This window comes from Streptomyces tailanensis (assembly GCF_008386495.1).
Lineage (GTDB): Bacteria > Actinomycetota > Actinomycetes > Streptomycetales > Streptomycetaceae > Streptomyces > Streptomyces tailanensis.
Genome location: NZ_VTHJ01000090.1, coordinates 1 through 22,769, shown reverse-complemented (window position 1 = coordinate 22,769; position 22,769 = coordinate 1). Strand labels below are relative to the sequence as shown.

General features: G+C 66.6%; 18 protein-coding genes. 5 read left to right on the top strand and 13 right to left on the bottom strand.

Annotated features, from left to right (window positions below):
* Positions 1 to 200: 200 nt before the first annotated feature.
* Together F3T56_RS41695 and F3T56_RS41690 are read left to right on the top strand one after the other, a co-directional pair.
* Positions 201 to 941 carry an O-methyltransferase gene (locus F3T56_RS41695; RefSeq protein ID WP_149830697.1) on the top strand — a complete coding sequence of 247 codons (741 nt, stop codon included), beginning with the start codon at positions 201 to 203 and terminating at the stop codon, positions 939 to 941.
* An 808-nt stretch (positions 942 to 1,749) separates the two neighbouring features.
* Positions 1,750 to 2,502 carry an FkbM family methyltransferase gene (locus tag F3T56_RS41690; protein WP_172639402.1) on the top strand — a complete coding sequence of 251 codons (753 nt, stop codon included), beginning with the start codon at positions 1,750 to 1,752 and terminating at the stop codon, positions 2,500 to 2,502.
* A gap of 15 nt (positions 2,503 to 2,517) precedes the next feature.
* On the opposite strand, the gene F3T56_RS41685 is transcribed toward F3T56_RS41690, so the two are convergent.
* The 10 genes from F3T56_RS41685 to F3T56_RS41640 form a co-directional block, all read right to left on the bottom strand.
* Positions 2,518 to 3,561, bottom strand: a complete 1,044-nt coding sequence (locus tag F3T56_RS41685) for an O-fucosyltransferase family protein (RefSeq protein ID WP_149830695.1) — start codon at positions 3,559 to 3,561, stop codon at positions 2,518 to 2,520.
* A 44-nt stretch (positions 3,562 to 3,605) separates the two neighbouring features.
* Positions 3,606 to 5,090: an oligosaccharide flippase family protein gene (locus F3T56_RS41680; RefSeq protein WP_172639401.1), complete on the bottom strand. Its 1,485-nt coding sequence runs from the start codon at positions 5,088 to 5,090 to the stop codon at positions 3,606 to 3,608.
* A gap of 472 nt (positions 5,091 to 5,562) precedes the next feature.
* A complete protein-coding gene (locus F3T56_RS41675; RefSeq protein ID WP_216373074.1) occupies positions 5,563 to 6,384 on the bottom strand; it encodes a class I SAM-dependent methyltransferase in 822 nt (273 codons plus the stop codon).
* Positions 6,377 to 7,738, bottom strand: coding sequence for an O-antigen ligase family protein (locus tag F3T56_RS41670; protein ID WP_149830692.1), 1,362 nt, complete (start codon positions 7,736 to 7,738; stop codon positions 6,377 to 6,379). The genes F3T56_RS41675 and F3T56_RS41670 overlap by 8 nt, the downstream gene beginning before the upstream one ends.
* A gap of 186 nt (positions 7,739 to 7,924) precedes the next feature.
* Positions 7,925 to 8,848: a glycosyltransferase gene (locus F3T56_RS41665; protein ID WP_246204434.1), complete on the bottom strand. Its 924-nt coding sequence runs from the start codon at positions 8,846 to 8,848 to the stop codon at positions 7,925 to 7,927.
* Between the two features lie 307 nt (positions 8,849 to 9,155).
* Positions 9,156 to 10,418: a glycosyltransferase family 4 protein gene (locus F3T56_RS41660; RefSeq protein WP_149830690.1), complete on the bottom strand. Its 1,263-nt coding sequence runs from the start codon at positions 10,416 to 10,418 to the stop codon at positions 9,156 to 9,158.
* Positions 10,418 to 11,086 (bottom strand): FkbM family methyltransferase, encoded by a 669-nt coding sequence (locus tag F3T56_RS41655; protein WP_149830689.1) that lies wholly within the window; start codon positions 11,084 to 11,086, stop codon positions 10,418 to 10,420. The genes F3T56_RS41660 and F3T56_RS41655 overlap by 1 nt, the downstream gene beginning before the upstream one ends.
* A 319-nt stretch (positions 11,087 to 11,405) precedes the next feature.
* Complete coding sequence (locus tag F3T56_RS41650) at positions 11,406 to 12,218, bottom strand: class I SAM-dependent methyltransferase (protein WP_246204432.1); 813 nt, start codon at positions 12,216 to 12,218, stop codon at positions 11,406 to 11,408.
* The gene (locus tag F3T56_RS41645) at positions 12,215 to 13,171 is read right to left on the bottom strand and encodes a WecB/TagA/CpsF family glycosyltransferase (protein ID WP_149830688.1); all 957 of its coding nucleotides are present in this window, start codon (positions 13,169 to 13,171) and stop codon (positions 12,215 to 12,217) included. The genes F3T56_RS41650 and F3T56_RS41645 overlap by 4 nt, the downstream gene beginning before the upstream one ends.
* Positions 13,168 to 14,169 carry a UDP-glucuronic acid decarboxylase family protein gene (locus F3T56_RS41640; protein ID WP_172639400.1) on the bottom strand — a complete coding sequence of 334 codons (1,002 nt, stop codon included), beginning with the start codon at positions 14,167 to 14,169 and terminating at the stop codon, positions 13,168 to 13,170. The genes F3T56_RS41645 and F3T56_RS41640 overlap by 4 nt, the downstream gene beginning before the upstream one ends.
* Positions 14,170 to 14,364: 195 nt before the next feature.
* Here F3T56_RS41640 and F3T56_RS41635 point away from each other — a divergent pair, with 195 nt between their 5' ends.
* The 3 genes from F3T56_RS41635 to F3T56_RS41625 all read left to right on the top strand — a co-directional run bounded on the left by F3T56_RS41635 (position 14,365) and on the right by F3T56_RS41625 (position 17,897).
* Positions 14,365 to 15,024 (top strand): sugar transferase, encoded by a 660-nt coding sequence (locus F3T56_RS41635; protein WP_246204430.1) that lies wholly within the window; start codon positions 14,365 to 14,367, stop codon positions 15,022 to 15,024.
* A 187-nt stretch (positions 15,025 to 15,211) separates the two neighbouring features.
* Positions 15,212 to 16,030 carry a hypothetical protein gene (locus F3T56_RS41630; RefSeq protein ID WP_149830687.1) on the top strand — a complete coding sequence of 273 codons (819 nt, stop codon included), beginning with the start codon at positions 15,212 to 15,214 and terminating at the stop codon, positions 16,028 to 16,030.
* A gap of 13 nt (positions 16,031 to 16,043) precedes the next feature.
* On the top strand, positions 16,044 to 17,897 hold the full coding sequence (locus F3T56_RS41625) for a DUF4012 domain-containing protein (protein WP_246204428.1): 1,854 nt from the start codon (positions 16,044 to 16,046) through the stop codon (positions 17,895 to 17,897).
* A gap of 54 nt (positions 17,898 to 17,951) precedes the next feature.
* Here F3T56_RS41625 and F3T56_RS41620 read toward each other — a convergent pair whose 3' ends face one another.
* The 3 genes from F3T56_RS41620 to F3T56_RS41610 form a co-directional block, all read right to left on the bottom strand.
* Complete coding sequence (locus F3T56_RS41620) at positions 17,952 to 18,602, bottom strand: arsenate reductase/protein-tyrosine-phosphatase family protein (RefSeq protein ID WP_246204416.1); 651 nt, start codon at positions 18,600 to 18,602, stop codon at positions 17,952 to 17,954.
* A 626-nt stretch (positions 18,603 to 19,228) separates the two neighbouring features.
* A complete protein-coding gene (locus F3T56_RS41615) occupies positions 19,229 to 21,121 on the bottom strand; it encodes an AMP-dependent synthetase/ligase (protein ID WP_149830686.1) in 1,893 nt (630 codons plus the stop codon).
* A 284-nt stretch (positions 21,122 to 21,405) separates the two neighbouring features.
* Entirely contained in the window at positions 21,406 to 22,548 is a 1,143-nt protein-coding gene (locus tag F3T56_RS41610; protein ID WP_149830685.1) for a DUF475 domain-containing protein, read from the bottom strand.
* Positions 22,549 to 22,769 lie beyond the last annotated feature (221 nt).

Genomic DNA, 22,769 nt, shown 5'->3' with positions numbered 1-22,769 from the left:
TCCGACCGGGGCAGGCCCGCCCGTGGCGGGGTGACGGCCCCGACGGCCGCGGCTGATGCGTGGCACAGGAGTGTCGGCGACTGGTTGCCGAAGCCGTCAACAGCAGGCCGTTGCCCGGCTGCGACGGGAGACGACGAGTTGGAGAACCCATGTCCAATCGATCAGGTCGCTCGAGATTTCTTGTCCGATGCGCACGACTGGTGTATCAGGTCTTCCGCCTGATCCTCTTTACGTGTGTGATGGTCGGGCACAGCCCCCAGCGCCGACACGCGCTGCGGTGGATCTCCTCGATGCGCCCCGGGTACCTGCTGCGCAAGCCGTCCCCGTGGCTCACCTTCGACGCCATCGAATATCTGGACGCGCAGCCGCTCGCGGGGCGACGTATCTTCGAATACGGAAGCGGAGGATCTACGCTCTATTGGATCACGCGGGGCGCCGAGTGCGTGAGCGTCGAACATGACGTTCGTTGGTACGAGAAGCTGCGCTTGAGACTGTCCGGCATGGCCAAGGTCGAGTATCGGCTGGCATCGCCCAGGCGGGAAGCCGTTGTTTCTGGCGCTTGCGACGACCCTGCATCGTATTTGTCGTCGGACATGAACTATCAAGGATACAGCTTCCGTTGCTACGTGGCAGAGATTGACGATTTCCCGCCCTGCCACTTCGATCTCGTGCTGGTCGATGGGCGGGCACGTCCGTCGTGCATCAGCCACGCGATGCCGAGACTCAAGCCCGGTGGAATGCTGGTGGTCGACAACGGTGATCGCCCCAACTATGCGCGAGCCCTGGCTGATCTGCAGGGATACTCCAGGCTGTCTTTCCGAGGCGTTGTTCCCCAGTTGGTGGGCTGGGGGCAGACAGATATCTTCATCAAGGGGCCCGAACCCGCAGCGGAGGAATACCCGCACGATGGACCACGCCAACGGATGACCACTGGGTGCTGATTCCCGCTCAGGATGACCTGGCCTACTGCCGAATGGTGAGCCAGGGATGACCTCTTGCTGCCCGAGGCCCGTCCCCCGGGTCCGCGGATCGTGTAGGCGGATGAAATCCCGCGCATACCGAGTCCAAGGCGGTCGACCCCGTCCCCACCAGGCATAGGAATTCTGATGTTGACTTATCCCGCCGTGAGCGGGCTCAGGGACATCGTGCGACGCGCGAGTGCTTCCGCCTGCCAAATCGATCCAAGAGAAGTTCTCTTCCAACCATTGGGAAACTTTCCGAGGTGTTCCTCGCGTTCGGCGCGCAAGTCGCCGCAGTCGACCTTGGCCGCTGTGCCTACTACTCTCGCCAAACGGTTTGGCGTCGACGAGAAGGTAACCCTTGTTCGCACGAGTCCGGCGGCGAAGCCAGGGACGGCAACCATGCACCTTGAATCGAACCACGTTCTCGCCTAGATGTTCGCTGAATTCGTCAGCCGTTCCCTCGCCGCGTTCGGCTTTGCCTGCCTCTGTAAGATCGATGTCGAGGTTTCGAGTATGAAGTGTTTCAAGGGCTCTCGCAGGCCATCCCGGCGCTCTCTCTCGAGTTCACCCGACCACGCTGGTATGGCCGCCAGAAGTCTGAGCCGCCTCGATGGATGCCAGCTTAAAAGTACGTGTTCTCGGAGGAGACGATCCCCCGCCCACGAGTGGTCCGACCATGACAGGGCAGTGGCGATGGGCCTGACGAGAACTGCTATCGGGGACTTCTTCCAGTGAGCGGAATCGGATGCTCCACTGGAGACGACCTGACCAACCAAGGGAGTGCACCATGGCCTTGCAGACCCTGCCGACCACGTCGCGGCTGATCAAACGAGGCGTTCACCGCACATTGCGGTGCGCCGGAGCCGAGCTGGTGCGGTATCCAGGACGGCAACGGGTTCGCATCCTGCGCCACCACCGCATCACCCGGGTGATCGATGTTGGTGCGAACGCCGGGCAGTATGGAGCAGACCTGCGGCGGTTCGGCTACACCGGGGAGATCATCTCCTTCGAGCCGTTGGTCGACGCCTACCAGGAGCTGGCACGCCGGGCGGCGCAGGACCCGGCGTGGCATACGGAAATGCTGGCGCTGGGCGACGAGACCAGGCGGGCCGCCATCAACGTGTCCAGGAACTCGGTGAGTTCGTCGCTGTTGCCGATGATGGAGCGGCACCAGCGAGCGGCGCCGGGCTCGGAGTACACCAGGACGCAGACCATCGAGGTCCGGCGGTTGGACGAGGTGATGACCCGCTATCCCGGCCACCACGGGCGTACCTTGCTGAAAGTCGACGCGCAGGGGTTCGAGCGGCACGTCCTGCTTGGTGCTACCGAGCTGCTGAGACAGGTCCGAGGCCTCCAGATCGAACTCTCGCTGGTGCCGCTGTATTCGGGCCAGATGATCTTCGATGAGGCGATCGGGCTGATCACCGGCCAGGGGCTGCGTCTGGCCTCGATCGAGCCGGGCTTCAGCGACCGCGAGACCGGGGAGATGCTCCAGTTCGACGGCATTTTCGTCCGTGCCCCCACGGTGGCTGCGGACTGACGGTTGGGTTTCGTCTCAGTCCACAGTCAGGAGGGGATCACGCTCCGGCACGACCCCGCAGTGGACGAGGTCCGCGCTTCGCCTGTTCAGGGCTGCCTTCGTCATCAGGAAGCCCGTCAGCCAGGAGGGGAGTTCGCCATCAACGTCCACCGCCACCCCCCGTGCGGGAAGAGGACCGCCGATCTGCTGCTCACGCCGGATGTCCGCCCTGGTCCTGCCCTGCTGCTCCGGTGGATACCCCCAAATGCTCAGGAAGCCGCCCTGCTCATGCAAGTGCGGGCGGTACCACACATAGGGCGCGTCGGACAGGAACGCCGCAAGCATGGAGAACGTGGAGACCGAGCAGACCAGCAGATCCGCTGTAGCCATGATCGAGAGGTCCTCGAGGATGGTCCGTGAGCGAGCGGTGCACCCGCTCCACTCCGGGAGCATCCGGGTAGCTTTGATGGGGTCGTCACTCACGAGGTCGACGTGCAGCATTTCTCCGAAGTGGCCTTGCAGAGTGTCAAGCACCCATCGGTACCAGGCGAAGGGCAGTCGCCTGTTGAAGACCCCGGGCTTGGGGCCGGTCGAGTGCTGGCTGAAGTCACCCAGCCGAATGTGGACGGCGACGCGGAGCTGGCCGGCGTCAGGTCCCCAGTCCTCCGGGCAACCGTCTTCCGGAAGGTGGCCCAGCAGCTCGTTGCGCAGGTAGTTGCGGGCCCGTTCGATCCCGAGGTGGCCACCGGACATGCCCTGGTGCAGCAAGATGAGTGAGCGCCGCTGAGACCACCTGTACTCGGTGTCGAGCAGCCGCATCGCGGTGCCGTAGTCGGTCTCTCCCGTTGAGCGGACCATCTCGTCCGTGACCGTGACGACCGGCATGGCCATCCGCAGGGCCGCGTGCCCCACCCAGTCCAGGCGCGAGGTCCCGAACTCGTGTCGGTAGTCGCGACGGTTCAGCCCCCAGGCTGGCCGTGCCAGCCTGAAACCCAGCTCGCGGCTGGCGAGGTAGGCCTTGGCCCAAGGGAAGATCTCGTTGCCCAGACCGGCACCTCGCCACCCGATGCGACGGGGCATGCAGATCCGACTCGTGGTACCGAGCCAGCCGTTCGATGGCATCGTCATTCCTTTCGATGTACTGCGTTTGTCAGCTCTTTCCGGGGATGCCGCGGTGACCCCAAGACCGACGGAATGAGCGCACGCTGGTGCGCCACTCGCATGCCTGTGAGTGTCCGCCCGTACACGAGCACGAGGACGCCCAGCAGCGCGGCTGTGATGAGCTGGGCGGCCAATGCCGCCAAAGCCGGAACGGTTCCTGCGGTCAGATGGCCAACGGTCGTGACGGCAGACCAGATGACAAGAGCGACCGCTGATGACTGCGCATAGGCGATCGCCAGCTGACGCAGGGAGCCTGGAAGGACCCTGCCGATCCACACGATGTACGCCGCGTGCTGGACCAGTCTGCTCACCAGCACAGCCGTGACCAGGCCCAAAATCCCTGCACCGGACAGCATGACAACGCCGGCTCCCGCCAGGAGAGTAATCAGGTGCAGACTCTCGATGGCTGCCTTCTGCCACACCCGTCCGGTCGCCTCCGCCACCGCGGCCGGGAAGTAGGTGATGACGTTGAGCGTGCCTACGACGGCAAGCGGGGGTACCAGGTGGGCGGCGATCGCCCAGTCTGCGCCGAGCACAACATGGATCGCGTTCGTGGAACTTGCGGCGATGACCGCTCCCATCGGCAGGAACAGCAAGGTGGTCATCGCGACGCTGTCGGTGTATGCGCTCTTCAGCCGAGCGCCCTGAGCCTGGATGCTGCTGAAGGCCGGCAGCAGGACCTTGTTCAGCGACATGGCCACCTGGTGCAGGGGCAGCGCTGCCAGAAGCCAGGCACGGTTGTAATACCCCAGCATTTCCATCCCCGCGTACCTGCCGATGAGGACGTTGTCACCGCCGAGGGTCAGGAACTCAAGGAACCCGACGAAGGACACCTTCACTCCGAACAACCCGACCTCTTTCATCGCCCGGAGGTCGAACAGCGGACGCAGGTCGTGCCCGGCCAGTGCGCAGCTGCCCAGCGCCATCAGGGCACACTGGGCGACGGACGCGTAAACCAGGCTCCACACCCCGCAGCCCATGACCGCGGAGGTCACGCCAAGCCCGCAGTAACCGAACAGATAGGAGCCGAATTCGAGCAGGGCGATCGTGCGGTAGCGCATGGCCCTGCGCAGCAGTCCGGTAGCGGTCGAGCCGATGGCGGAGATCACGAAGGTCAGTCCCAACCCCCTGCAGACCGCGATCAGTTTGGGAGGGCCGTTGACCACCTGGACCGCAAGGGGTGTGATCGCCCAGGCGACGGCGTACACGCCGACACCCATCGCGATGCCGAACGCCACCGCGGCGCGGACATCGCGGGCCTCCAGGACCGCGCGCTGGGTGACCGCCGAGTTCAGTCCTCCCTGAGCGAAGTAGCTCACGAAGCGGATCATGAAAATTCCGAGCCCCACCAGTCCGAAGTCGCTCGGTTCGAGCAACCGACTCATGGCGGCCGCATATGGCACCTGGACCACGAGCGAGGTGACCGCCCCGAGCAGGGTCCAGCGCACCCCGCTCGCGGTAGTAGAGGTCAAACCCGCTGATGACGCCGCTCGCGTGGCGCCTGCGTTATCCTCCACGGCTGTGGTTCCGGAGCACGGATCCCGACCGGGGCAGCGGGCTGGTGCTGTACAGAATGCTGCTGCCAGGAGTCCTGACGTCATCGCCATGGATCCGTTTCATCCACGCGCCGGTGATAGCCGTGCCTTTTCCCCAGAGGGGCACATGAACCTCCCAGCGGGTATCGAGACAGAAAAGGACGCGCGACTGCGGGAAGTGACTGGCTCTCGGAAGTCCTTAATATCCTCGCTCGTCCCGGTGCCAGCCGGCAAAATCCGGGAGCGTCGCTCGTGCACCACTCATTCGGCGCACCGATCGCGAGGACCTCCGTTTGGTGGTCTCCGCCCCATCCGATCTGCCACGCGCTCTCTTTCTCACAGGCATGAGGACCCCGCATCCTCTGATCCCGGAAACACGCGTGGTTCAGCTGGACCGGGACCAGGCCACACCGATCCCCCCACCGGGGTACCAGTGGTCACGGGGCTGTTCACCGAAGAACAAGAAGCGGCGCCTCGTTTCCTCTGCCCAGTCGGACAGGGTCCCGGAGGCGTGTGCGTTGTCGCTGAGCACCATGGCCTTTTCCGTCAGGCGCGGCCCCACGGTTTCCAACTCGGCATGCTCGTAGCCAGCGGTGTGCAAACTGTCGTGCAGAAACACGTCCACTACTTCGAGTTGCCCCAGGACGTCGATGCTGTCACCGATGTGGCGATTGACCACTGCACCGTACCGGCCCGAGATCAAGTATCCCGAGCACGGGTTCACGTCGATCGTCGTCACCCGTCCTGCGCCGTTGCGCCGAACCGCTGCCGCAAGCACACAGGTGCCTAGTCCCTTGTCCGTACCGGTCTCGACAATGTGCGCCGGACGAAGCGCACGGACCAGCGCATACCAGCCGATACGGCGCCCGAATCGGACGTCCCGGTCGGCCAGGCGCTGCCGATCGCTGGCTTTGATCGCCCGCCGGAGATGCTCGTGGAGCCCACGGTCCGACTCGACCTCTTCGAAATACGCCCGGATTTCTCCGACGGAACGCGCCGTCACCTCGGCGATGAACCATGCCAGATGCTCGCGGTTCAGCGGCGTGAGATCGTAGGTGAAATTCGTATGCTCCCGCGAACGCGCCAGCCAGCGGGCGGACTTGGCCAACTCAGCCGCATTATGCCGACCGACGAGATACATCCGCCCTGGGAGGGCCGCTACCGAGGCGATCCGGCTGCTCGCAACCCGGCGCTGTACATCATGCACGGCTGAACCCCTTATATGAAGGTCGCGGCCCGCCAGCGAGAGCATGTCTTCCCCGCCTACAGATCGGCACAAGTGCTCTCTGCGATGAGTTATCGACCCTGCGGGCAGGAGCGAGGTCCCCGCCGCTGCCGGTAGATCTGCAGGCGTCCTGCGCGTTGGCACGCCCCAGGCTGGTTCCGATGATCACGGCAACGGGGGTGACCGTGAAGATGTAGATCAGTGAGTTGGATGTCACCGCGTTCAGGCTCAGCCCGATCAGGGCGAACAGGGCCGCCTGGTGGATGGCCCGGTCGCTGTCGTTTGTCGCGACCCGCAAACGGCGGTAGGCGCCGCGGAACAGAATGAGGACCGCCAGCACCCACAGACCGATGCCGATGATGCCGAGGTCGTTCCACAACCGAAGGTAGTCGTTGTGCGGATGCATGAGGCGACTGATACCTGCAGTATTGCCGATCAGGCTTTCCGCGTGACCGATGCCGTGGCCTAACCACGGCGCCTCCTTGATCGAGTCCCAGGTGATCGACCACAGTTGGGACCGGCCGCTGGTACCGATGACCATGTTTCCGATTTCCTCGTTGTCGTTCTGCGTGAATCGGTCGCGCAGCGGCTGGTACCGGGTCAGGAGCAAGAAGGCTCCGTACGTCATCCCTGTGGCGAGCAGACCAAGTTTGAGAAGGCCGCGGCGGCAGCGGTCCTTGACGGCGAGGGCCAGGAACACCAGGGCGCAAATGGCCGTGGCAGTGCGGGAGAGACTGAGCAGGCTGGCCGCGAGCAGGAGCAAGGGGATCGCGTATCCCCAGCGTGACCGGTTGGCGAGCGGCACAGAGGCGGCCATCCCGATCCACACGATCTCGCCGTAGACGCGGGCGTGGTAGATTCCGCTGCTTCCCGGTCCCCGCAGGGCGACGGTCGCCAGGTAGCCCACGGCACCCACCACAGCCGCCGCGCGGATCCACCGCAGGAGCACGAGGGGTGCCCCGGCCGACGTCCAGGCGGCGGCGAGCGCCGTCAGGAGGACGAAGGACAGGTAGACCAGGGCATTCTGGGTACCAGTTTCCGTCTGCTGCTGAACCGCGGAGATCGCGCCCCAGGCAGCGAAGCCCCACAGGGGGAGCGGCAGCGGCGCCCGCAAGGGGTTGAGTCGTTCCAGGTTGCCGGCCTCGCTTGCGGGCCGACGCGTCAGTGTGCACGGTAGGGCGAACAGGGCGGCGGTGAAGAGCAGAACCGTGGCCGGGGCGTTCAACCCCACAGGAACCAGGTTGCCCCCCACGAAAACCCAGAAGGTCGCCGTTCCGATCAGCAACAGACGCGGCCGCCGACGCCGTCGTGGCGGGGGAGCGGTCACATCTATCATGGATCAAACGTTACATAAAAGAACATTTAGAACACGTCAGGAGGTTGCGGTAGGCGTGTTGCCCGAATCGGCCTGTCCAGGCCAGCGATCCGGCGGTGGGCAGTCGTCGGACGGACAGATAGTCGCCATGCGCACTCGCCGCCAGCTGATGGGCATTCAACCTGCTCGCCTATTGGCAGAATCCCTCTACGGCACCGGAATTCTGAGCAGGCCGTCGCAGAAGCGCTCGGCCATGGCATCGGTCGTGTAGTTGCCGGCGTCCTGGCGGCAGCTGGCATGCAGCGATCGCAGGCGGGGCGGATCAGTAAGCAGCGCTCGCGCCGCCGTCGCATATGCTGCCGGATCGTCGGGCGTGATCACGGCGTTGCGTCCGTTCTCGAGGTACTCGAACTCAGGTGCGTGCCATGGCCAGTCCGTGGTGACGATGGGCGTGCGCAGCGCCAAGGAGTCCACCGCGCACAGCCCTACCCGCCCCGGCATCAGCATGATGTCCGATACCGCTCCGAGCAGCGCGACGTCCTGTCCAGTGGTGTGGCCCAAGGCGACCACCGGGCTGTTGGCACGGGAGGCCGCGGCGTTCACCAAGGGCCAGTCCGATCCGTCTCCGGCGACCAGTAGTCGAAACCCCGGCAGGGCATCGGCGATGCGCCGGACAGACTCCAGCAGGAAAGGGATCCGCTTGGGGGTGTCCAGCCCACCAACGAACAAGGCTGTGCGTCCGGGCAGCAGACGGTGGTGCTCGCGCAGCGCGGCTGCTTCGGCGAACTCCTGAGTCCCTGGGGTTCCCGCGCGCTCGCGGACGTCGGCTAGCGTCGCGGTGTCCACGCAGTTGCGCACTACGGTGATCTGGTGCGAGGGATAACCGCGGGAGGCGAGGTAGGCGGCCCCGCCTTCGGTGTAGGCGAAGAACCATGCGGCACGCCGTGTGATGGCATCCTTGGCCGCAGATTCCAGACGATTCACCGGCTTGGTGTAGGTACGGCCGTGCCCCCAAAACGCGACCCGGGGACCGGCGCCGGCCATCCGTGCCAACTGCTGCCTAAGGAGCAGCAAGTAAGTATCCACGTTACGCAGTGCCTGTTCCAGTACCACGATGTCGGCAGAGGCCACCTGGCGCTGTACCTGCAGCCAGACCAGCGACCGTCCTCCGGGTACGGCCAACCGACAGACGGGTACCTGAACGGCACCTGTGCAGCAGGAAGCATCCCGCCGTGCCACATGGCTCGGGGGCGGAGGGCCATGCAGAACGTTCAGGATGCAGCCCACAGCATCGAGGCGGGTCCTGAGACAGTTGAAGAAACTCGTCCGGTAGCTGGGAATGTACGGCTGTACTACCACGATCCGCCGGGGCCGACCGGTGCTCAGCATTTCGTCCCTGCCTCAGTGCCCCGGGGAGACGCCTGCTTCCAGCGTGTTCTCATGAGATCTCCGGTAGTCGCAGCCGTGCATCTTCGACGCCACCGTTTTCCCGTGCAGCGGCATGGTGAGCGCGCGCGGCGGCGTACACGGCCTCGGTACGCACCGTCCAGACACGTTCGGTGTAATGGCGCAGGAACACCGTGCGGCAGTGAGGACGCAGGGCGGGGAAGCGTTCGGCGGCGCGGGTGAGCACCGCAGCCAGTGGCTCGTTCCAGTCCACAACCACGCCCGTGCCGTGCGACTGCACCGAGTCGGCGACGGCTGAACCGGTGAACGCCAGAACCGGGAGCCCGGCGGCGAGCGCCTCGGGGTAGATGAGGGGGGCGCCTTCCAACCAACGACTGGGGAAGATCAGCCCTCGCCAGGACGGCAGGCGGCGTCGAAGCTCAGTGTGGCTGAGAGGGCCGAGGAAGCGAACGCCTTCCGGTGCGGCACGGCGGCAGGCATCGAGTAGCGGGCCCTTACCCACGACGTCCAACCGCTGCCCGGTGGGCCAGCGGCCCAGCAGTTCCAACAGGCCTTTCTCCGGGCTCAGCCGGCCGGCGAAGACCCATACAGCGTTGACAGCAGAGTTGCGTTCGGGCCTCGTTGCATCGGCCGGCGCTGAGGCATGAGCGTCAGTCGCGAAATTTGGCACCAGTGCCAGGCGTTGGTGATCGATACCGGCCCGGAGGTACGTCTGACGACTCAAAGCGGACAGCACCACCACACGGTCCGCGCCACGCAGCAAAGGATCGGATGCGGCTCCGTGGCGGCCTGCCCAGGCAAGTGGCGCGGTAGCCGCCTGCGATCCGCGATAGCAGCCGTTTCGGAGCCCGGCCCAGCGGTCGCCGTCGGGACAGAGCGAGCACATCGCCCCGTCCCGGTAAAGGGTTGCGGCGGCGCACATCGGCCGGTAGTTGTGCACTGTGGCGACAAGGGGGCCAGGCCAGTGCCGCAGCCAGGAGCGCCCGAAGTTCGGAAAAAGGTTGTGCACATGCACCACGTCCGGCCGCAGTCGCCGGAGTTCGGCCAGTGGAGAGCGGCCGCGCCCGGTGCTCACGGTGACAGCAGCCCGAAGGGTGTAGAAGGGAGAGCGGCTGAGCTGGTCGGTGTGCACCGTCACCAGGTGGGTCTGGTGTCCGGCCCGGCGCAGGGCCTCGGCTTGTTCGACCACGGCTTGGTTTTCGCCACTGGGACTCCCCGAACCATAGAAGCTGTGCACAATGGCGACCCGCAGCGACGGGGTGCGGGAGGTCTGCACCATGGTGTCGAGAGACATCAGCGGAGAGCCAGTGTGTAGTTGCGCGCTTCGATCCAGCGCACCACGTACCCGGCCTTCTCCAAGCGACTCAGCCGCCGCCGGAGAGCCCAGGGACTCTCCGGCGCGTCGAACTCCACGCAGATGGCTCCGGGAAGAATCTCGGCCATCAGAAGTTGATCCAGCACTGGACCTTCTGCCCCTTCGATATCCATTTTCAGCAGGTCGACCCGCTGGTGCCCTAGTTTTTGTGTCAACGATGCCAACGAGTAGCACTGGGCGTCGAAACCCGGGCCGCTGCCGCGGACCTCCGTCACGGAGTGAGAGACATGTGCGGTATCGACCGGTGGATGAAAATGCATCACCGCATCCTCCTTCCACAACCCGAAGGGGAGGAAGTGCCACCGGGAGTCGGTGATTCGGCCCGCATATTCAAGTGCGCGTGGTGTGGGATCGATTGCCCATACCTCACAGCCGAAACGCTTGATGAGCGCGAGGTCGAAGCTGGCGTCCTCGCCGACGCCCGCCGCGTAGACAACTGAGTCCTCGGCGATCAGATCGGTGGGGACCCACCAGCCACCGTAATCGCTGCCCAGCCGCTCCAAGTTGCCATCCGGGTGAACGCGGGTCAGCCGCGGCACAACGGTCTCTGCAGTCTTCAGCTTGATTCGTCGAGCGAGATGTGCCACTGCCGACCTCCGCTGTGCGAGGAATTATTTGCAGGGTTGTAACCGATCCCGTACTCCTGCAGTTCCGCTGAAGGAGCTTCACCAACGTCACCGCCACGATGAGAACCCTAGAGTTTGAGGCGGAGCATCATCTGCATTGAAGTACCTGGCATTTCACACCATCAGTCGCGACATCGGTGAGTGCTCGGCGGTCTGCACCAGAGCGCCGAGCACGAAGAAGGAGCTGGAACCCACGTGGATATATCGCTTGGGCCGCACATACCGGAGCGTTGAGTACAGCACTGCGGCATTCGGCACCGCGACCCCAACAGGCATATGGTCACCGGCGGTCTCTGGCGAAGAGGCCGAAAGTCGTCGGCGGGAAGAACCGTTCTCCGGCTGCCTGGAGCAGCCCCGACTGAGTGGACCAGTACTGCTGGACCTCCACCTTCTTGAAGGCTGGAGCGAGCAGACGGCGCAGGGCCTCCTCGTCCACACCGTCGCGGACGACGTGGTACTCGACCATGTCGGCTTCGTTGGCCTCGTCGTAGACACCGCGCCGTCGGCGCAGACGGGTGGCGAGGCCGCGGCGGAGTTGGCCCTGTCCGAGTCGCCAGAGGAAGTACGCGTTGCGGTCCAGCCTCATGGACAGGGAGGAGCGGCGGGGATACCACAGGGGATCCTGGGCGCTCAGGAACGCGCCGCCGGGAACGACTTGATCGATGAGCTGATCGACGGTGCCCAGGTAGTCCGGGATGTGGTGCAGGACTGAGATGCATACGACGGCGTCGACGGGTCCGGCTTGGCAGGCCGCGGTGCCGTCCTTGTCGTACAGCACGGTGACGTTCGGATTGCGCCGGAATCGGCTCTGGAGGAAGCGGACGCTCGGTTCGCTCATCTCCGTCACCGTGACCTGCGCGCCCGCGGCCACAAGATGGTCGGTGAAGGTGCCGTGCCCGGCTCCCAACTCGAGCACTCGGCATTGCCCATTCCGGTCGATGACCCCTTGTACCAGGGCATGCAGGTTTCCGATCAGCCGATCTCGAATCGTGTGGTGGCGGATATGCGGGGAGCCCTTTGCGTAGTCGTGCCCGATTCCGTGCTCGCGCTCTTGCAACTCCCGCATCGACGGTTTCGCCGGGGTGATCGTCATGGCCGTACCCTAGGAACCCCACCAGGAATCTCCCGGACCTGGCCGACGAGTTGGCCCGAATTCAGGCAATCGGCCGCCGGGTGCACCGCACCGCCGCCAGTTCCCAGGTGGCGGCTCGCCTGGCGTACCACGCCGCGTACGAAGCGCGCGTTGCCGAAGACGTACCGCCGCCACAACCGACGCGGCTCGCTGCCCAGCCGGAACAGCCACTCCAGCCCGTTGCGCTGTATCCAGGGCGGTGCCTGCCGCTTGGTGCCGGCGATGAAGTCGAAGGCGGCGCCCACGGCCACGGCCACCACGGGAAGTGCGGCACGCAGGTCGGCGGCCCAGCGATCCTGCTTGGGGGTGCCGAGTCCCACCCAGACGATGTCCGCCGCGACGGAACGGATGTCCTCCACCTGTTGCCGCAGTTCCTGGGGGGTCAACGGCCGGAAGGGCGGGGAACTGGTGCCGACGATCCGCGCCCCCGGACAACGCTGTCGCAGTTCCCGGTGCAGCGCGTCCAGCACCTGGGGCGTGGAGCCGAGGAGGTAGTGGTTCAGTTCGGTGTGCCGGCTCAGGGCGAAGACGTCCAGCAGGAGATCGGGGCCGTAGACGCGTGTGTTCGGCAGGGTGGCACCGCGGTGGAGCAGTTGGTTGGCCCATACGACCGGCTGTCCGTCGGGGAGGTTGAGAGAGGCCGAGCGCAGGATGCCGTGCAGCTCGGGGTCCCGGTCCGCGAGGGCGAGCGTGTACGCGTTGGACAGGTGGACGTCACTGCCGAGCGGGACGCCGCGGGCGTCCGGTCCGCCGGTGTCCCCATGGCGTGCCGCGCGGATCCGATGGGCGAGGTGCACGATGTGACGGGCCGCGCTCTCGCGGGTGTGCGCGGTGATGGGCACCCCGAGGCACTCGACCACGGGCGCGGTCGACGTCAGCCCGGTCGTTCGTGAGCTTGGTGGGGCGGCGGTCATGAGGAAGCTGTTTCGGTGCTCAGCGGGAACGTGGTGGGCGTGTTGCCGTGCTTGGCGAACTCGGTGAAAGCCAGGCGGCGTCGGAAGTAGGTGATCGTGTCGCACAGGCCGCGCTCCACCGGAGTCGTGGGTTCCCATCCCAGGAGGTCGCGGGCCAAGGTGATGTCCGGACGCCGCTTTTCCGGATCGTCCTCGGGTCGGGGGATCAGCGTGATCTCGGAGGAAGAAACGGTGAGTTTGCTGATCCACTGGGCCAGTTCGAGCATGGAGACTTCGTGGGGATTACCTAGGTTGACCGGCCCTCCACGGCCGCTGGCGAGCATCCGCATCAACCCGTCGACCACATCATCGACGTAGCACAGGGACCGGGTCTGACTGCCGTCTCCGGTGACCGTGATCGGCTCTCCGAGCAGTGCCTGGCGAATGAAGGTGGGGATGGCCCGCCCGTCGTCCGGGCGCATCCGCGGGCCGAAGGTGTTGAAGATGCGCACGATCTTGGCGTCGACACCGCGGCTCCTGCGGTACGCCATGGTCAGTGCCTCGCCGAAGCGTTTCGCTTCGTCGTACGCCGAGCGCGGACCCACGGGGTTGACGTGGCCCCAGTAGCTCTCCGGTTGAGGGTGGATCAGGGGGTCGCCGTACGACTCGGAGGTGGAGGTCAGCAGGAATCGGGCGCGTTTCGCGGCGGCCAGGTCCAGGGCGTGCCAGGTTCCGGCCGAGCCCACACGGAGCGTCTCCAGGGGCAGTTTCAGGTAGTCCGCGGGCGAGGCGGGTGAGGCCAGGTGGAGGACGGCGTCCACCGGCCCCGGCACGTTCAGGCCCTGGGTGACGTCCCAGCAGCAGAACTGGAAGTGTCGCTCGCCCATGAGATGTTCGATGTTGTCAGCGCTGGATGTCATCAAGTTGTCCACGCAGACCACGTCGTGGCCCGCGTGGAGCAGCCGCTCACACAGGTGGGAGCCGATGAACCCAGCCCCACCCGTCACTACCGCGCGCATGCAGGTCCTCTCGGCAGGCCCCGCCCCAAGCTGGAGGGACGGGGACAAGTTGCAGTGTCATTGCCGAAACTCAGGCAGATGCCGTGTTTCTATCTATTAGTCAGATTTGAGTTAAATAAGACGCCGCGTGCGTGGAAACACCTCGCGGTGGAGCACCTTTCACCCGTCTGTCGCACTAGGAGAAGGGGCACGGAAATGCCGGTATCCGCTGCAGAGACGGCTCGCCGCCGGCCGGAGCCGTGCCGTCGGCGGCGATGGGCGGGGCGGACGACCAAACGGGCCATCGACGTGGTGGGTGCCGTAGTGCTGCTCCTGCTGGTGGCGCCGGTGCTCCTCGCGGCTGTCATCGCCGTGAGGGTCGACACTCCGGGGTCCGCCCTGTTCCGTCAGCGCCGCACGGGCTGGCGCGGCAAGGAGTTCCAGGTCCTCAAGCTGCGCACCATGCAGGTCGGCTCCGAGGAGTTGCGGGCGGCGCTGGTCGTCCGCAACGAAGCCGACGGGCGGCTGTTCAAGATTCGTGAGGACCCCCGTGTCACCCCTGTCGGACGTTGGCTGCGTCGGTACTCCCTGGACGAATTGCCGCAGCTGGCCAATGTGCTGATGGGGCACATGTCGTTGGTCGGTCCTCGGCCGTTGCCGGTCGAGGACTCGGTGTTCACCGGGGATGCCCGGCGTCGCCTGCTGGTCCGGCCGGGGCTCACCGGCCTGTGGCAGATCGGCGGCCGCTCCGACCTCGCCTGGGAGGACGCCCTGCGCCTGGACCTGGAATACGTCGACACATGGTCGGTTCGGAAGGACCTGGCCATCCTCGCGAGGACACTGCCGGTCGTACTGCGTGGCGACGGCGCCTACTGAGAACGCCGGCGCCGAGCCGTCGCCGCATGAGCGGATGTGGCCGTGTGGGCCCTGAGAGTGGGCCATTAGGAGGTTCCTGAGGCGCTTTGCGTTAGCTCCGGTGTGATTATCGGCATATGGGGATATGTCGGTAACCTTTGGCGGCGCTGCCATCCGGACACGAGATCAGCTGGGAGATTGGTACAAGATGATCAAGTCTTCGCCGTGGCGGGCCGTTGTGGCTGCCACAGCCGCTACCTTCGTTGCCGCCGTACCGCTGACGAACGCGCAGTTCGCGTATGCCGATGCGCCCACGAATGTCTACCAGCCCTACCCGCCAGAGTTGATCACTGCCTCGGTGCCGGCGGGTGGGGCGATCTACTTCGGCGCAGAGGGGTTCGAGCCCGAGGAGGTGGTCACCGCATCGCTCGACCCGGAGTTCTCGACCGCCCTGAGCGGACCGCCCCGCAGCGGGGGCGGCGGAGGCGGCGGGGACGAGTGTGAGGACCAGGACGCGACCTACCAGGCCAACACGCGGGGCACGGTGTTCGGGTGCTTCCAGGTGCCAAAGGGCACCCCGCCCGGTCCTTACCTGTTCACGCTCACCGGCGAGGAGTCGGGAAGCGTCTCCGCACCCGTCACGGTGACGGCAAGGAACGGACATGGGGATGGGCATGGGCATGGCCATGGGGGAGGGTGGCGAAGCGCGGACGGGGCGAGCCTCCCCATGGAAGGCGGCATCGAAGGTCAGCCCGGCACCGTCAAGGTCGCCGGGAACGGAAAGACCCTCGCCCTGAGAACCGGTGCCGCCGAGGAGCAGCCCGGCTCCATCGGGACGAGTCAGCGGGAAGGCCTTGCCTTGGCCGGCTACGACTCGACCAGTCACGTGAGTGGCAGCACGGTACCCACGGAGACCGACTCGGGCCTGAACTGGGTGCTGTTGGGCGGAGCTGCCGGGCTGGCCGCAGTCGCTGTCAAGACGGTCACGGTCGTACGGCGCCGTCACGCTCGCACCGAACAGGGCTGAGCCGGCCCGCAGCATGCGAATGCCGCGTCTGTGGAAACACCCCGAACCGCACCATGCCGACAGCCTGGTCGGTTGGCTCGGTCGCCGTCGTGCCAGGCTGCTCGTGGGCGCTCTCGCGGGCCTGCCTCTGGTCGGCGCCGGTTGGATCGTCATCACCGGCCTGCTCGCTCGCGACGAACTGCTGGCCTCTCAACAGGCGCTGAACTCGCTGCGACAGCAGATTGCCGCAGGTCCCCCCGCGGAAGTGCCCGTGGGAAATGCCATGCCGGTGAAGCGGGGACCCGACGCCGCCGTGCGTGCCGCCGCCGCACACGCCGCGCGAGCACACCGTCTCACCACCGGTCCGGCCTGGTACTCAGCCGCGCACGTGCCCGTCCTCGGCGGCCCCGTCCGCACCGTGCGCGGTGCCGCGGAGGCTGCCGAGCGGTTGACCCGCGACGTGCTCTCCCCTCTGGCGGACACCGCCACCGAACTGACCACGGACACGGCGAAAGACGGCGGTCACCTGAACCTCTCCGTGCTTCGCCGTGCCGCTCCGGCTCTCGGTCAGGCCTCGCGCAGCGCCTCCGACGTACGTACCGAGGTCGACGAGTTGCCTCGTAGAACCTGGTTGCCCGCCGTCGACCGGGCCCGGGCCCAGCTCGCCGAACGGCTCGACCGGATCGTCCCCGCCACGGTCGACGCCGCCGCGGCGGCCCGTGTGATGCCGTCCATGCTGGGAGAACGGGGCCCACGGCGGTATGTGGTGGTGTTCGAGAACACGGCCGAGGCGCGCGGCACGGGCGGACTGCCCGGCGCGTTCGCGGTCCTCACCGCGGACCGGGGCCGACTGGCGTTCGAGCACTTCGGCAACGACACCGAGATGGCGGACGCCGTCGCGGCAGTCGACCTGGGTGACGAGTACGCCGCGTCGCACGGGCACAACGCCCCCACTACCACTTGGGTCAACTCCAACCTCAGTCCGCACTTCCCGTACGCGGCCCGCATCTGGACGGCCGCATGGGAGGACCACACAGGTCGGAAGACGGACGGCGCGTTCGCCCTCGATCCCAGTGCCCTGTCAGGGCTGCTCGCCGCATCCGGCTCCGTCCGTCTACCGGACGGCACCGCCGTCACGGCTGCCAATGTCGTGGATCTCACCGAGCGCAGCAGTTACGCGGCCTACCCGGACACGCGACAGCGCAAGGCCTTCTTCCTCGACGTGGCTCGCGCCGTCGCGGGGCGGCTGCTGGGGGTTGCGAACGATCCGGAGCGACGGCCCGCGTTGCTCGCCGCCCTGAGCGGGCAGCTGAGGGAGGGACGGGTCAAGGTGTGGAGTGCTCACCCGTCCGAACAGCGTGAACTCGGGCGACGCCCGTACGGCGGTGCCCTGCCCGACACCTCCGACCCGTTCGCCGGACTGGTCGTCAACAACGCGGCCGGCACGAAGCTGGACTACTACCTGGACCGGCGTCTGGAGTGGGCGCCGGGCCGGTGCGTCGCGGCCGGCCGTGAGGTCAGTGTGACCGTGGACCTCACCAACAGGGCACCGGCCTCGGGGCTCCCCCCGTATGTCACCCAGCGGTTGGATGCCCGTCCTTACCGGACCCGGCCCGGCGACAACCGTCTGCTGGTTTCGTACTACGCGAGCAAGGGGGCGAGGCTGGCCGAGGCGGCTCTGGACGGGCGACCGATCCTCGTGAACCAAGCTGTCGAGCGCGGTCACCCGGTCTACACCCTTGACCTGGAGCTGCCCGCAGGTGCCACCCGCACCCTGGAGTTGCACCTGCTGGAGAGTCCCTCGGACCGTCCCCTGTCGCTGCTGCGCCAGCCCATGGTGCGGCCCTTGCGGGCGACGGTGCGGCCGTACCCGTCGTGTGGCAACTGACCGTACGTCCCAGTCTTCGCCCTCGGCCCAGCCGCTTTCCCGCCCGGGGATCCCTCAGGCTCGGGATTCGAGCGTGGGGTGTGCGCAGGCAGGGGGCGGGCCCAGTACCGCCGCGGCGATCCGCTCCACCGGCTCGGCGATCCGTGCCGCGACCTCCCGCGCCACCCGCAGGGGGGCACCGTACGGATCAGCCACGTCATCGTCGTCCGTCCGGGTGCCGTCGGTCCCACGTCGTGCCGCGGCGCCCCTGACCAGCGCCGCGGCTCGTTCGGCGGGTTCCCTCGCACCCGCGGCGTCCTCCGGCCTCAGTAACCGGCCGAACTCACGCAAGGTGAAGGCCCGTTGCAAGGCCCACAGCGGAGACAGCCGCACGGCCGCCTCGCGGTGTTCCGCGGCGGCACCCAGCACGAGGTCGGCGTCCTCCACCAGGGCTGTGGTCAGTCGGCGAGCGAGCGCGCCGCGGGGATCCCCGCCCAACTCGACGAGGAGGGTTGCCGCCGCCGGGTCCATGGGCGTTCCCGCCATGGCTACGGTGCCGGCGCTGCTCACCCGGAATCCTCCCGATGTTCCCGGAGACGCGGCGAGCCGGGCCGTCAGCAGGCGCTCGGCCAGTGGGGAGCGGTGCAGATTTCCCGTGCAGACGAAGAGCACGCGAAAGTGCGTGCACCTGCGTCCCGGCATCGGCGAGGCAGGGGAAGGGCTCATGGGGGAAGTATCGCGCCACGTACGGTTGTCTGCGGCACGCCTCACGGAGAAGTCCCACGGGTGCCGCCGCCCCCTTCCGACGTGCGGGTCAGGAGGGGCGCGGCGGCACCCGTCGTTCAGATGTCCCGGAAGAGACCAGGGAGCCCCGTGGCCTGCCGCATTCGACGTCTGTGCGTTGCTGACCTGCACATACGGCCTTTCGGCTGTTTCACGCTCGTGCCCGTTGATGGAGCCGGAAGTCCCAGAAAAGTCCCAGAGGACTCCCACTGCCGACGGCCACTCTTTCGGCCTTGTGCAGGCTGAGGATGACGTCCCCTCGGGTGGTGTGGCCGGGGCGCCTTCGTGATGGTGCAGGTCCCGGCGGTGATCGGCCCGGCATCCACGAACCTGGCGGGGGGACGCCGCCTTGACCAGCTCGCGCAGTGGCCCGGGAGGCTCGGTCGCACCGACCGGCCACAGGAGCACCGTCTGATGGCTACACCACGCTGCCGGACACGGCCGGCGAAGGCCCAGGAGTTGGTCGATCGTCTGGTTGCCGAAGGGCGGGTCCGTCTTGCCGACCCCGATGACGACGCAGGCGTCGGTCCGGTACGGCTGTGGGAAGTGCCGTACCGGACCGATGGAGGTCACGCCTCGCGGGAACCCTCGTACATGGCCTCGATGGCCTCGGTGTACTCGCGCTCCACGACAGGCCGCTTGACCTTGAGGCTGGGGGTGAGCTCACCGTGCTCCACGTCGAGATCACGCGGCAACACCGAGAACTTCTTGATGGTCTGCCACCGCTGCAGTTCGCCGTTGACACGCTGGACGAAGCCGTCGATCAACTCGTGAACCTGTGGTGACGAGACGACCTCCGCGTAGCTGCGGCCTTCGAGGTCGTGGGATGCCGCCCACGGCATGATGACGGTCTCGTCCAGGGCGATCAGAGCGGTGCAGTAGTTGCGGCCGTTGCCGATGACCAGCACGTTGCTCACGAACGGGCAGACGGCCTTGAATCGCCCCTCGATCTCCGTGGGAGCCACGTACTTGCCACCCGAGGTCTTGAACAGGTCCTTCTTGCGGTCGGTGATCCGGACGAAGCCGTCGCCGTCGACCTCGCCGATGTCGCCGGTGTGGAACCAGCCGTCGCTCTCCAGTACCTCGTCGGTCTTCTCCGGGAGGTTGTGGTAGCCGCGCATGATTCCGGGGCCTCGGAGAAGGATCTCGCCGTCGTCGGCGATGCGGACCTCGGTCCCGGGCAGGGGTTTGCCGACGGTGCCGACGCGAAGGTCGTCGGCGGGGTTGACGGTGCAGGCGGCACTGGTCTCGGTCAGACCATAGCCTTCGAGGACGGGCACGCCGGCGCCGGCGAAGAAGTAGCCGATGTCGGCGGCGAGCGCGGCACTGCCCGAGACGCTGCCGCGCAGATTGCCTCCGAAGGCAGCGCGGATCTTGCGGTACACCAGCCGGTCGGCCAGGGCGTGCTGCACGGAGAGCCACAAGGGGACCCTGCGCCTCGCGGTCGCCGCCACGGTGTTCTGCTGCGACCTGGCGTAGTCGCGGGCGACCTTCGCCGCCCAGAGGAAGATCTTGTACTTGGCGCCGCCCTCGGCCCTCGCCTTGCTCGCGATGCCGTTGTAGACCTTCTCGAAGATCCGCGGTGCGGACGCCATCACGGTGGGCCGGACGGCGGGCAGGTTGGTGATGATGCGGTCGACACGCCCGTCCACGGCCATCACATGTCCGGTCCTGATCTGGCCGGAGATCAGAGCCTTGCCGAATACGTGGGACAGCGGCAGCCAGAGGAACTGCACGTCGTCGGGGTGCAGCAGCCCGCTGACCTCCTGTGCGACGCCCTGGTAGGACCAGCAGTCGTGGACGAGGCGAACGCCCTTGGGACGGCCGGTCGTGCCGGAGGTGTAGATGAGGGTCGCGAGTTGTTCCCGCTCGATGGCGCCGACGGCTGCCTCGATCGCGTCAGGGTGCTCTTCCAGATGCGCGGTGCCGAGCTTCTCGAACTCGGCGAGGGACAGCACCTCCAGGCGGCCGTCCACGGGCGTGGCGTCCGCCTGTGCGTCGAAGAGGATCGCGTGGTCGAGCCCGGGCAGGCGGTCTGCATGGGCGACCACCTTGGCCAGCTGGGCGGCGTTCTCGACGAAGATCGCCCGGCTGCCGGAGTCGGCGAGGATGTACGCCGTCTCGTCGGCATTGGTGCTGGGGTAGACGGCGGTGGCGGCAGCGCCCGCGCACATGACGCCCATGTCGGCCAGGATCCATTCCACGCGAGTGGAGGAGGAGATCGCCACACGCTCTTCGGGCTGCACCCCGAGTGCAAGAAGGCCGGCCGCGATCACCTTGACCCGCTCGCCGGCCTGCGCCCAGGTCAGCGAGTGCCACTGCTCGGTGCCGGAAGAAGCGCCGTCGTCGACAGGCGCGGGGTAGCGATAAGCCTCCAGTTCGGGTGTGGCCCGGACTCTTGAGAGGAAGAGGTGCGCCACGGAAACGGGGCGGCTTTCAAGAAGGGACTGCGCGGAACTCACATCGACCTCCGGGCCCGGATGCGCCCATCCAAAGGCTTGTTAACTGGCTGGTAACTCGTAAGCAGAGCTGAGACTAAAGGCAAATCCTCCGGCACGTAAGGGAGGAGGTTCTGGGGTGAACGCCCGCCAACCGCGGGTGTGCTCCGCGCCGTTCGTCAATGCGCCACATGCAGTGGGCGGAGCGTGCAGCGACGGCTTGGTCGAGTGGGCGGAAGCGCAGTGTGGGAGGCCGCTCCCCGGGCGGCTCGCTGTGGTGGAACGGCACACGAGGGTTCGTCGGCTGGTCAGGCCCCGGACGAGACCTCGGTCTTCTCGCCCGAGGCCGCGGCTGTTGCCTCTGCCGCCTGGAGTGTCTTGTTGCGGCGTACGGAGGACAGGAAGGAGGCCGCGATCAGGAACACGCCGACCAGGCCGGTGATGATCTCGCTGATCTCGTGCTGGATCGTCACCAGCAGGATCGCGGCGAGCGCGCCGATCGCGTAGTGGGCGCCGTGCTCCAGGTAGGCGTAGTCGTCCAGGGTGCCCTCGCGGACCAGGTGGACCGTCAGCGAACGCACGTACATCGCGCCGATGCCCAGGCCGAGGGCCATCCAGAAGATGTGGTTGGTGACGGCGAAGGCGCCGATCACCCCGTCGAAGGAGAATGACGCGTCCAGCACTTCCAGGTACAGGAAGAGGAAGAACGCGGCCTTGCCGGCCAGGGCGACCGCCGAGACCGGTTTGCCCTCGGCCTTGGCCTCTTCCTCCTCCTCGTGTTCGTGCTCCTCCTCTTCGAGCTTGTCCTCGAAGTACCCGGACAGGCCGCCCACGATGAGGTAGGTGACCAGTCCGGCGACGCCGGAAAACAGCACGGTGGCGGACTTGTCCGCGTGGCCTGTGCTGACGTGGGCGTGGGCGGCGAAGGTCATCGCGGTGGCCAGCAGCACGATCAGCGCGACGCACACCGAGAGCATGTCGACCTTGCCGAGTTTGGCGAGCGGGCGTTCCAGCCAGGCCAGCCACTTGATATCGCGGTCCTCGAGGATGAAGTCGAGGAAGATCATCAGCAGGAACATGCCGCCGAAGGCGGCGATCGCCGGGTGGGCGTCGGTGACCAGGTCCTCGTAGCGGGTCGGGTCGTCGAGGGCGAGCTGTACCGCCTCGATGGGGCCGACCTTCGCGCTGATAGCGACAATCACGACCGGGAACACCAGCCGCATGCCGAACACCGCGATCAGAATGCCGAGGGTGAGGAAGATGCGCTGCCAGAAGGCGTTCATCTTCTTCAGGATCCCCGCGTTGACGACCGCGTTGTCGAAGGACAGCGATATCTCCAGGATCGACAGGATCAGTACGATCCCGAACGCCTCCCAGCCCCACTGCCACGCGGCGAAGGCAAGGCCGGCCGCTGTGACGGCGAACGACCAGCCGAATGTCCTCAAGATCATGTCTTTCCCATACAGTCGGAGTGAATACGGAGGCTGGGGGTCTCCGGCGCCGCTCGTGTCACGACGCCAGCGGAGGGTGAAGCCGCGGTGCAGGGGTTGCCAACCGCTCGCCGGGGAGTGTGCACGAGGGCGGATTGGCTCGATCGTGTGATGGTCGGCTTCTGGGCTTGCGGTGTCCTGGGCTGTTCGGGCTACGGTGATCGTGCGATCTGGGACGCCGG

Coding starts and splice junctions, on each gene's coding strand:
- F3T56_RS41635 (WP_246204430.1), top strand. CDS start 14,365: ATGCCGGTATCCGCTGCAGAGACGGCTCGCCGCCGGCCGGAGCCGTGC.
- F3T56_RS41685 (WP_149830695.1), bottom strand. CDS start 3,561: ATGCCCCGTCGCATCGGGTGGCGAGGTGCCGGTCTGGGCAACGAGATC.
- F3T56_RS41660 (WP_149830690.1), bottom strand. CDS start 10,418: ATGTCTCTCGACACCATGGTGCAGACCTCCCGCACCCCGTCGCTGCGG.
- F3T56_RS41630 (WP_149830687.1), top strand. CDS start 15,212: ATGATCAAGTCTTCGCCGTGGCGGGCCGTTGTGGCTGCCACAGCCGCT.
- F3T56_RS41690 (WP_172639402.1), top strand. CDS start 1,750: ATGGCCTTGCAGACCCTGCCGACCACGTCGCGGCTGATCAAACGAGGC.
- F3T56_RS41650 (WP_246204432.1), bottom strand. CDS start 12,218: ATGACGATCACCCCGGCGAAACCGTCGATGCGGGAGTTGCAAGAGCGC.
- F3T56_RS41640 (WP_172639400.1), bottom strand. CDS start 14,169: ATGCGCGCGGTAGTGACGGGTGGGGCTGGGTTCATCGGCTCCCACCTG.
- F3T56_RS41670 (WP_149830692.1), bottom strand. CDS start 7,738: ATGATAGATGTGACCGCTCCCCCGCCACGACGGCGTCGGCGGCCGCGT.
- F3T56_RS41610 (WP_149830685.1), bottom strand. CDS start 22,548: ATGATCTTGAGGACATTCGGCTGGTCGTTCGCCGTCACAGCGGCCGGC.
- F3T56_RS41620 (WP_246204416.1), bottom strand. CDS start 18,602: ATGAGCCCTTCCCCTGCCTCGCCGATGCCGGGACGCAGGTGCACGCAC.
- F3T56_RS41645 (WP_149830688.1), bottom strand. CDS start 13,171: ATGACCGCCGCCCCACCAAGCTCACGAACGACCGGGCTGACGTCGACC.
- F3T56_RS41625 (WP_246204428.1), top strand. CDS start 16,044: ATGCGAATGCCGCGTCTGTGGAAACACCCCGAACCGCACCATGCCGAC.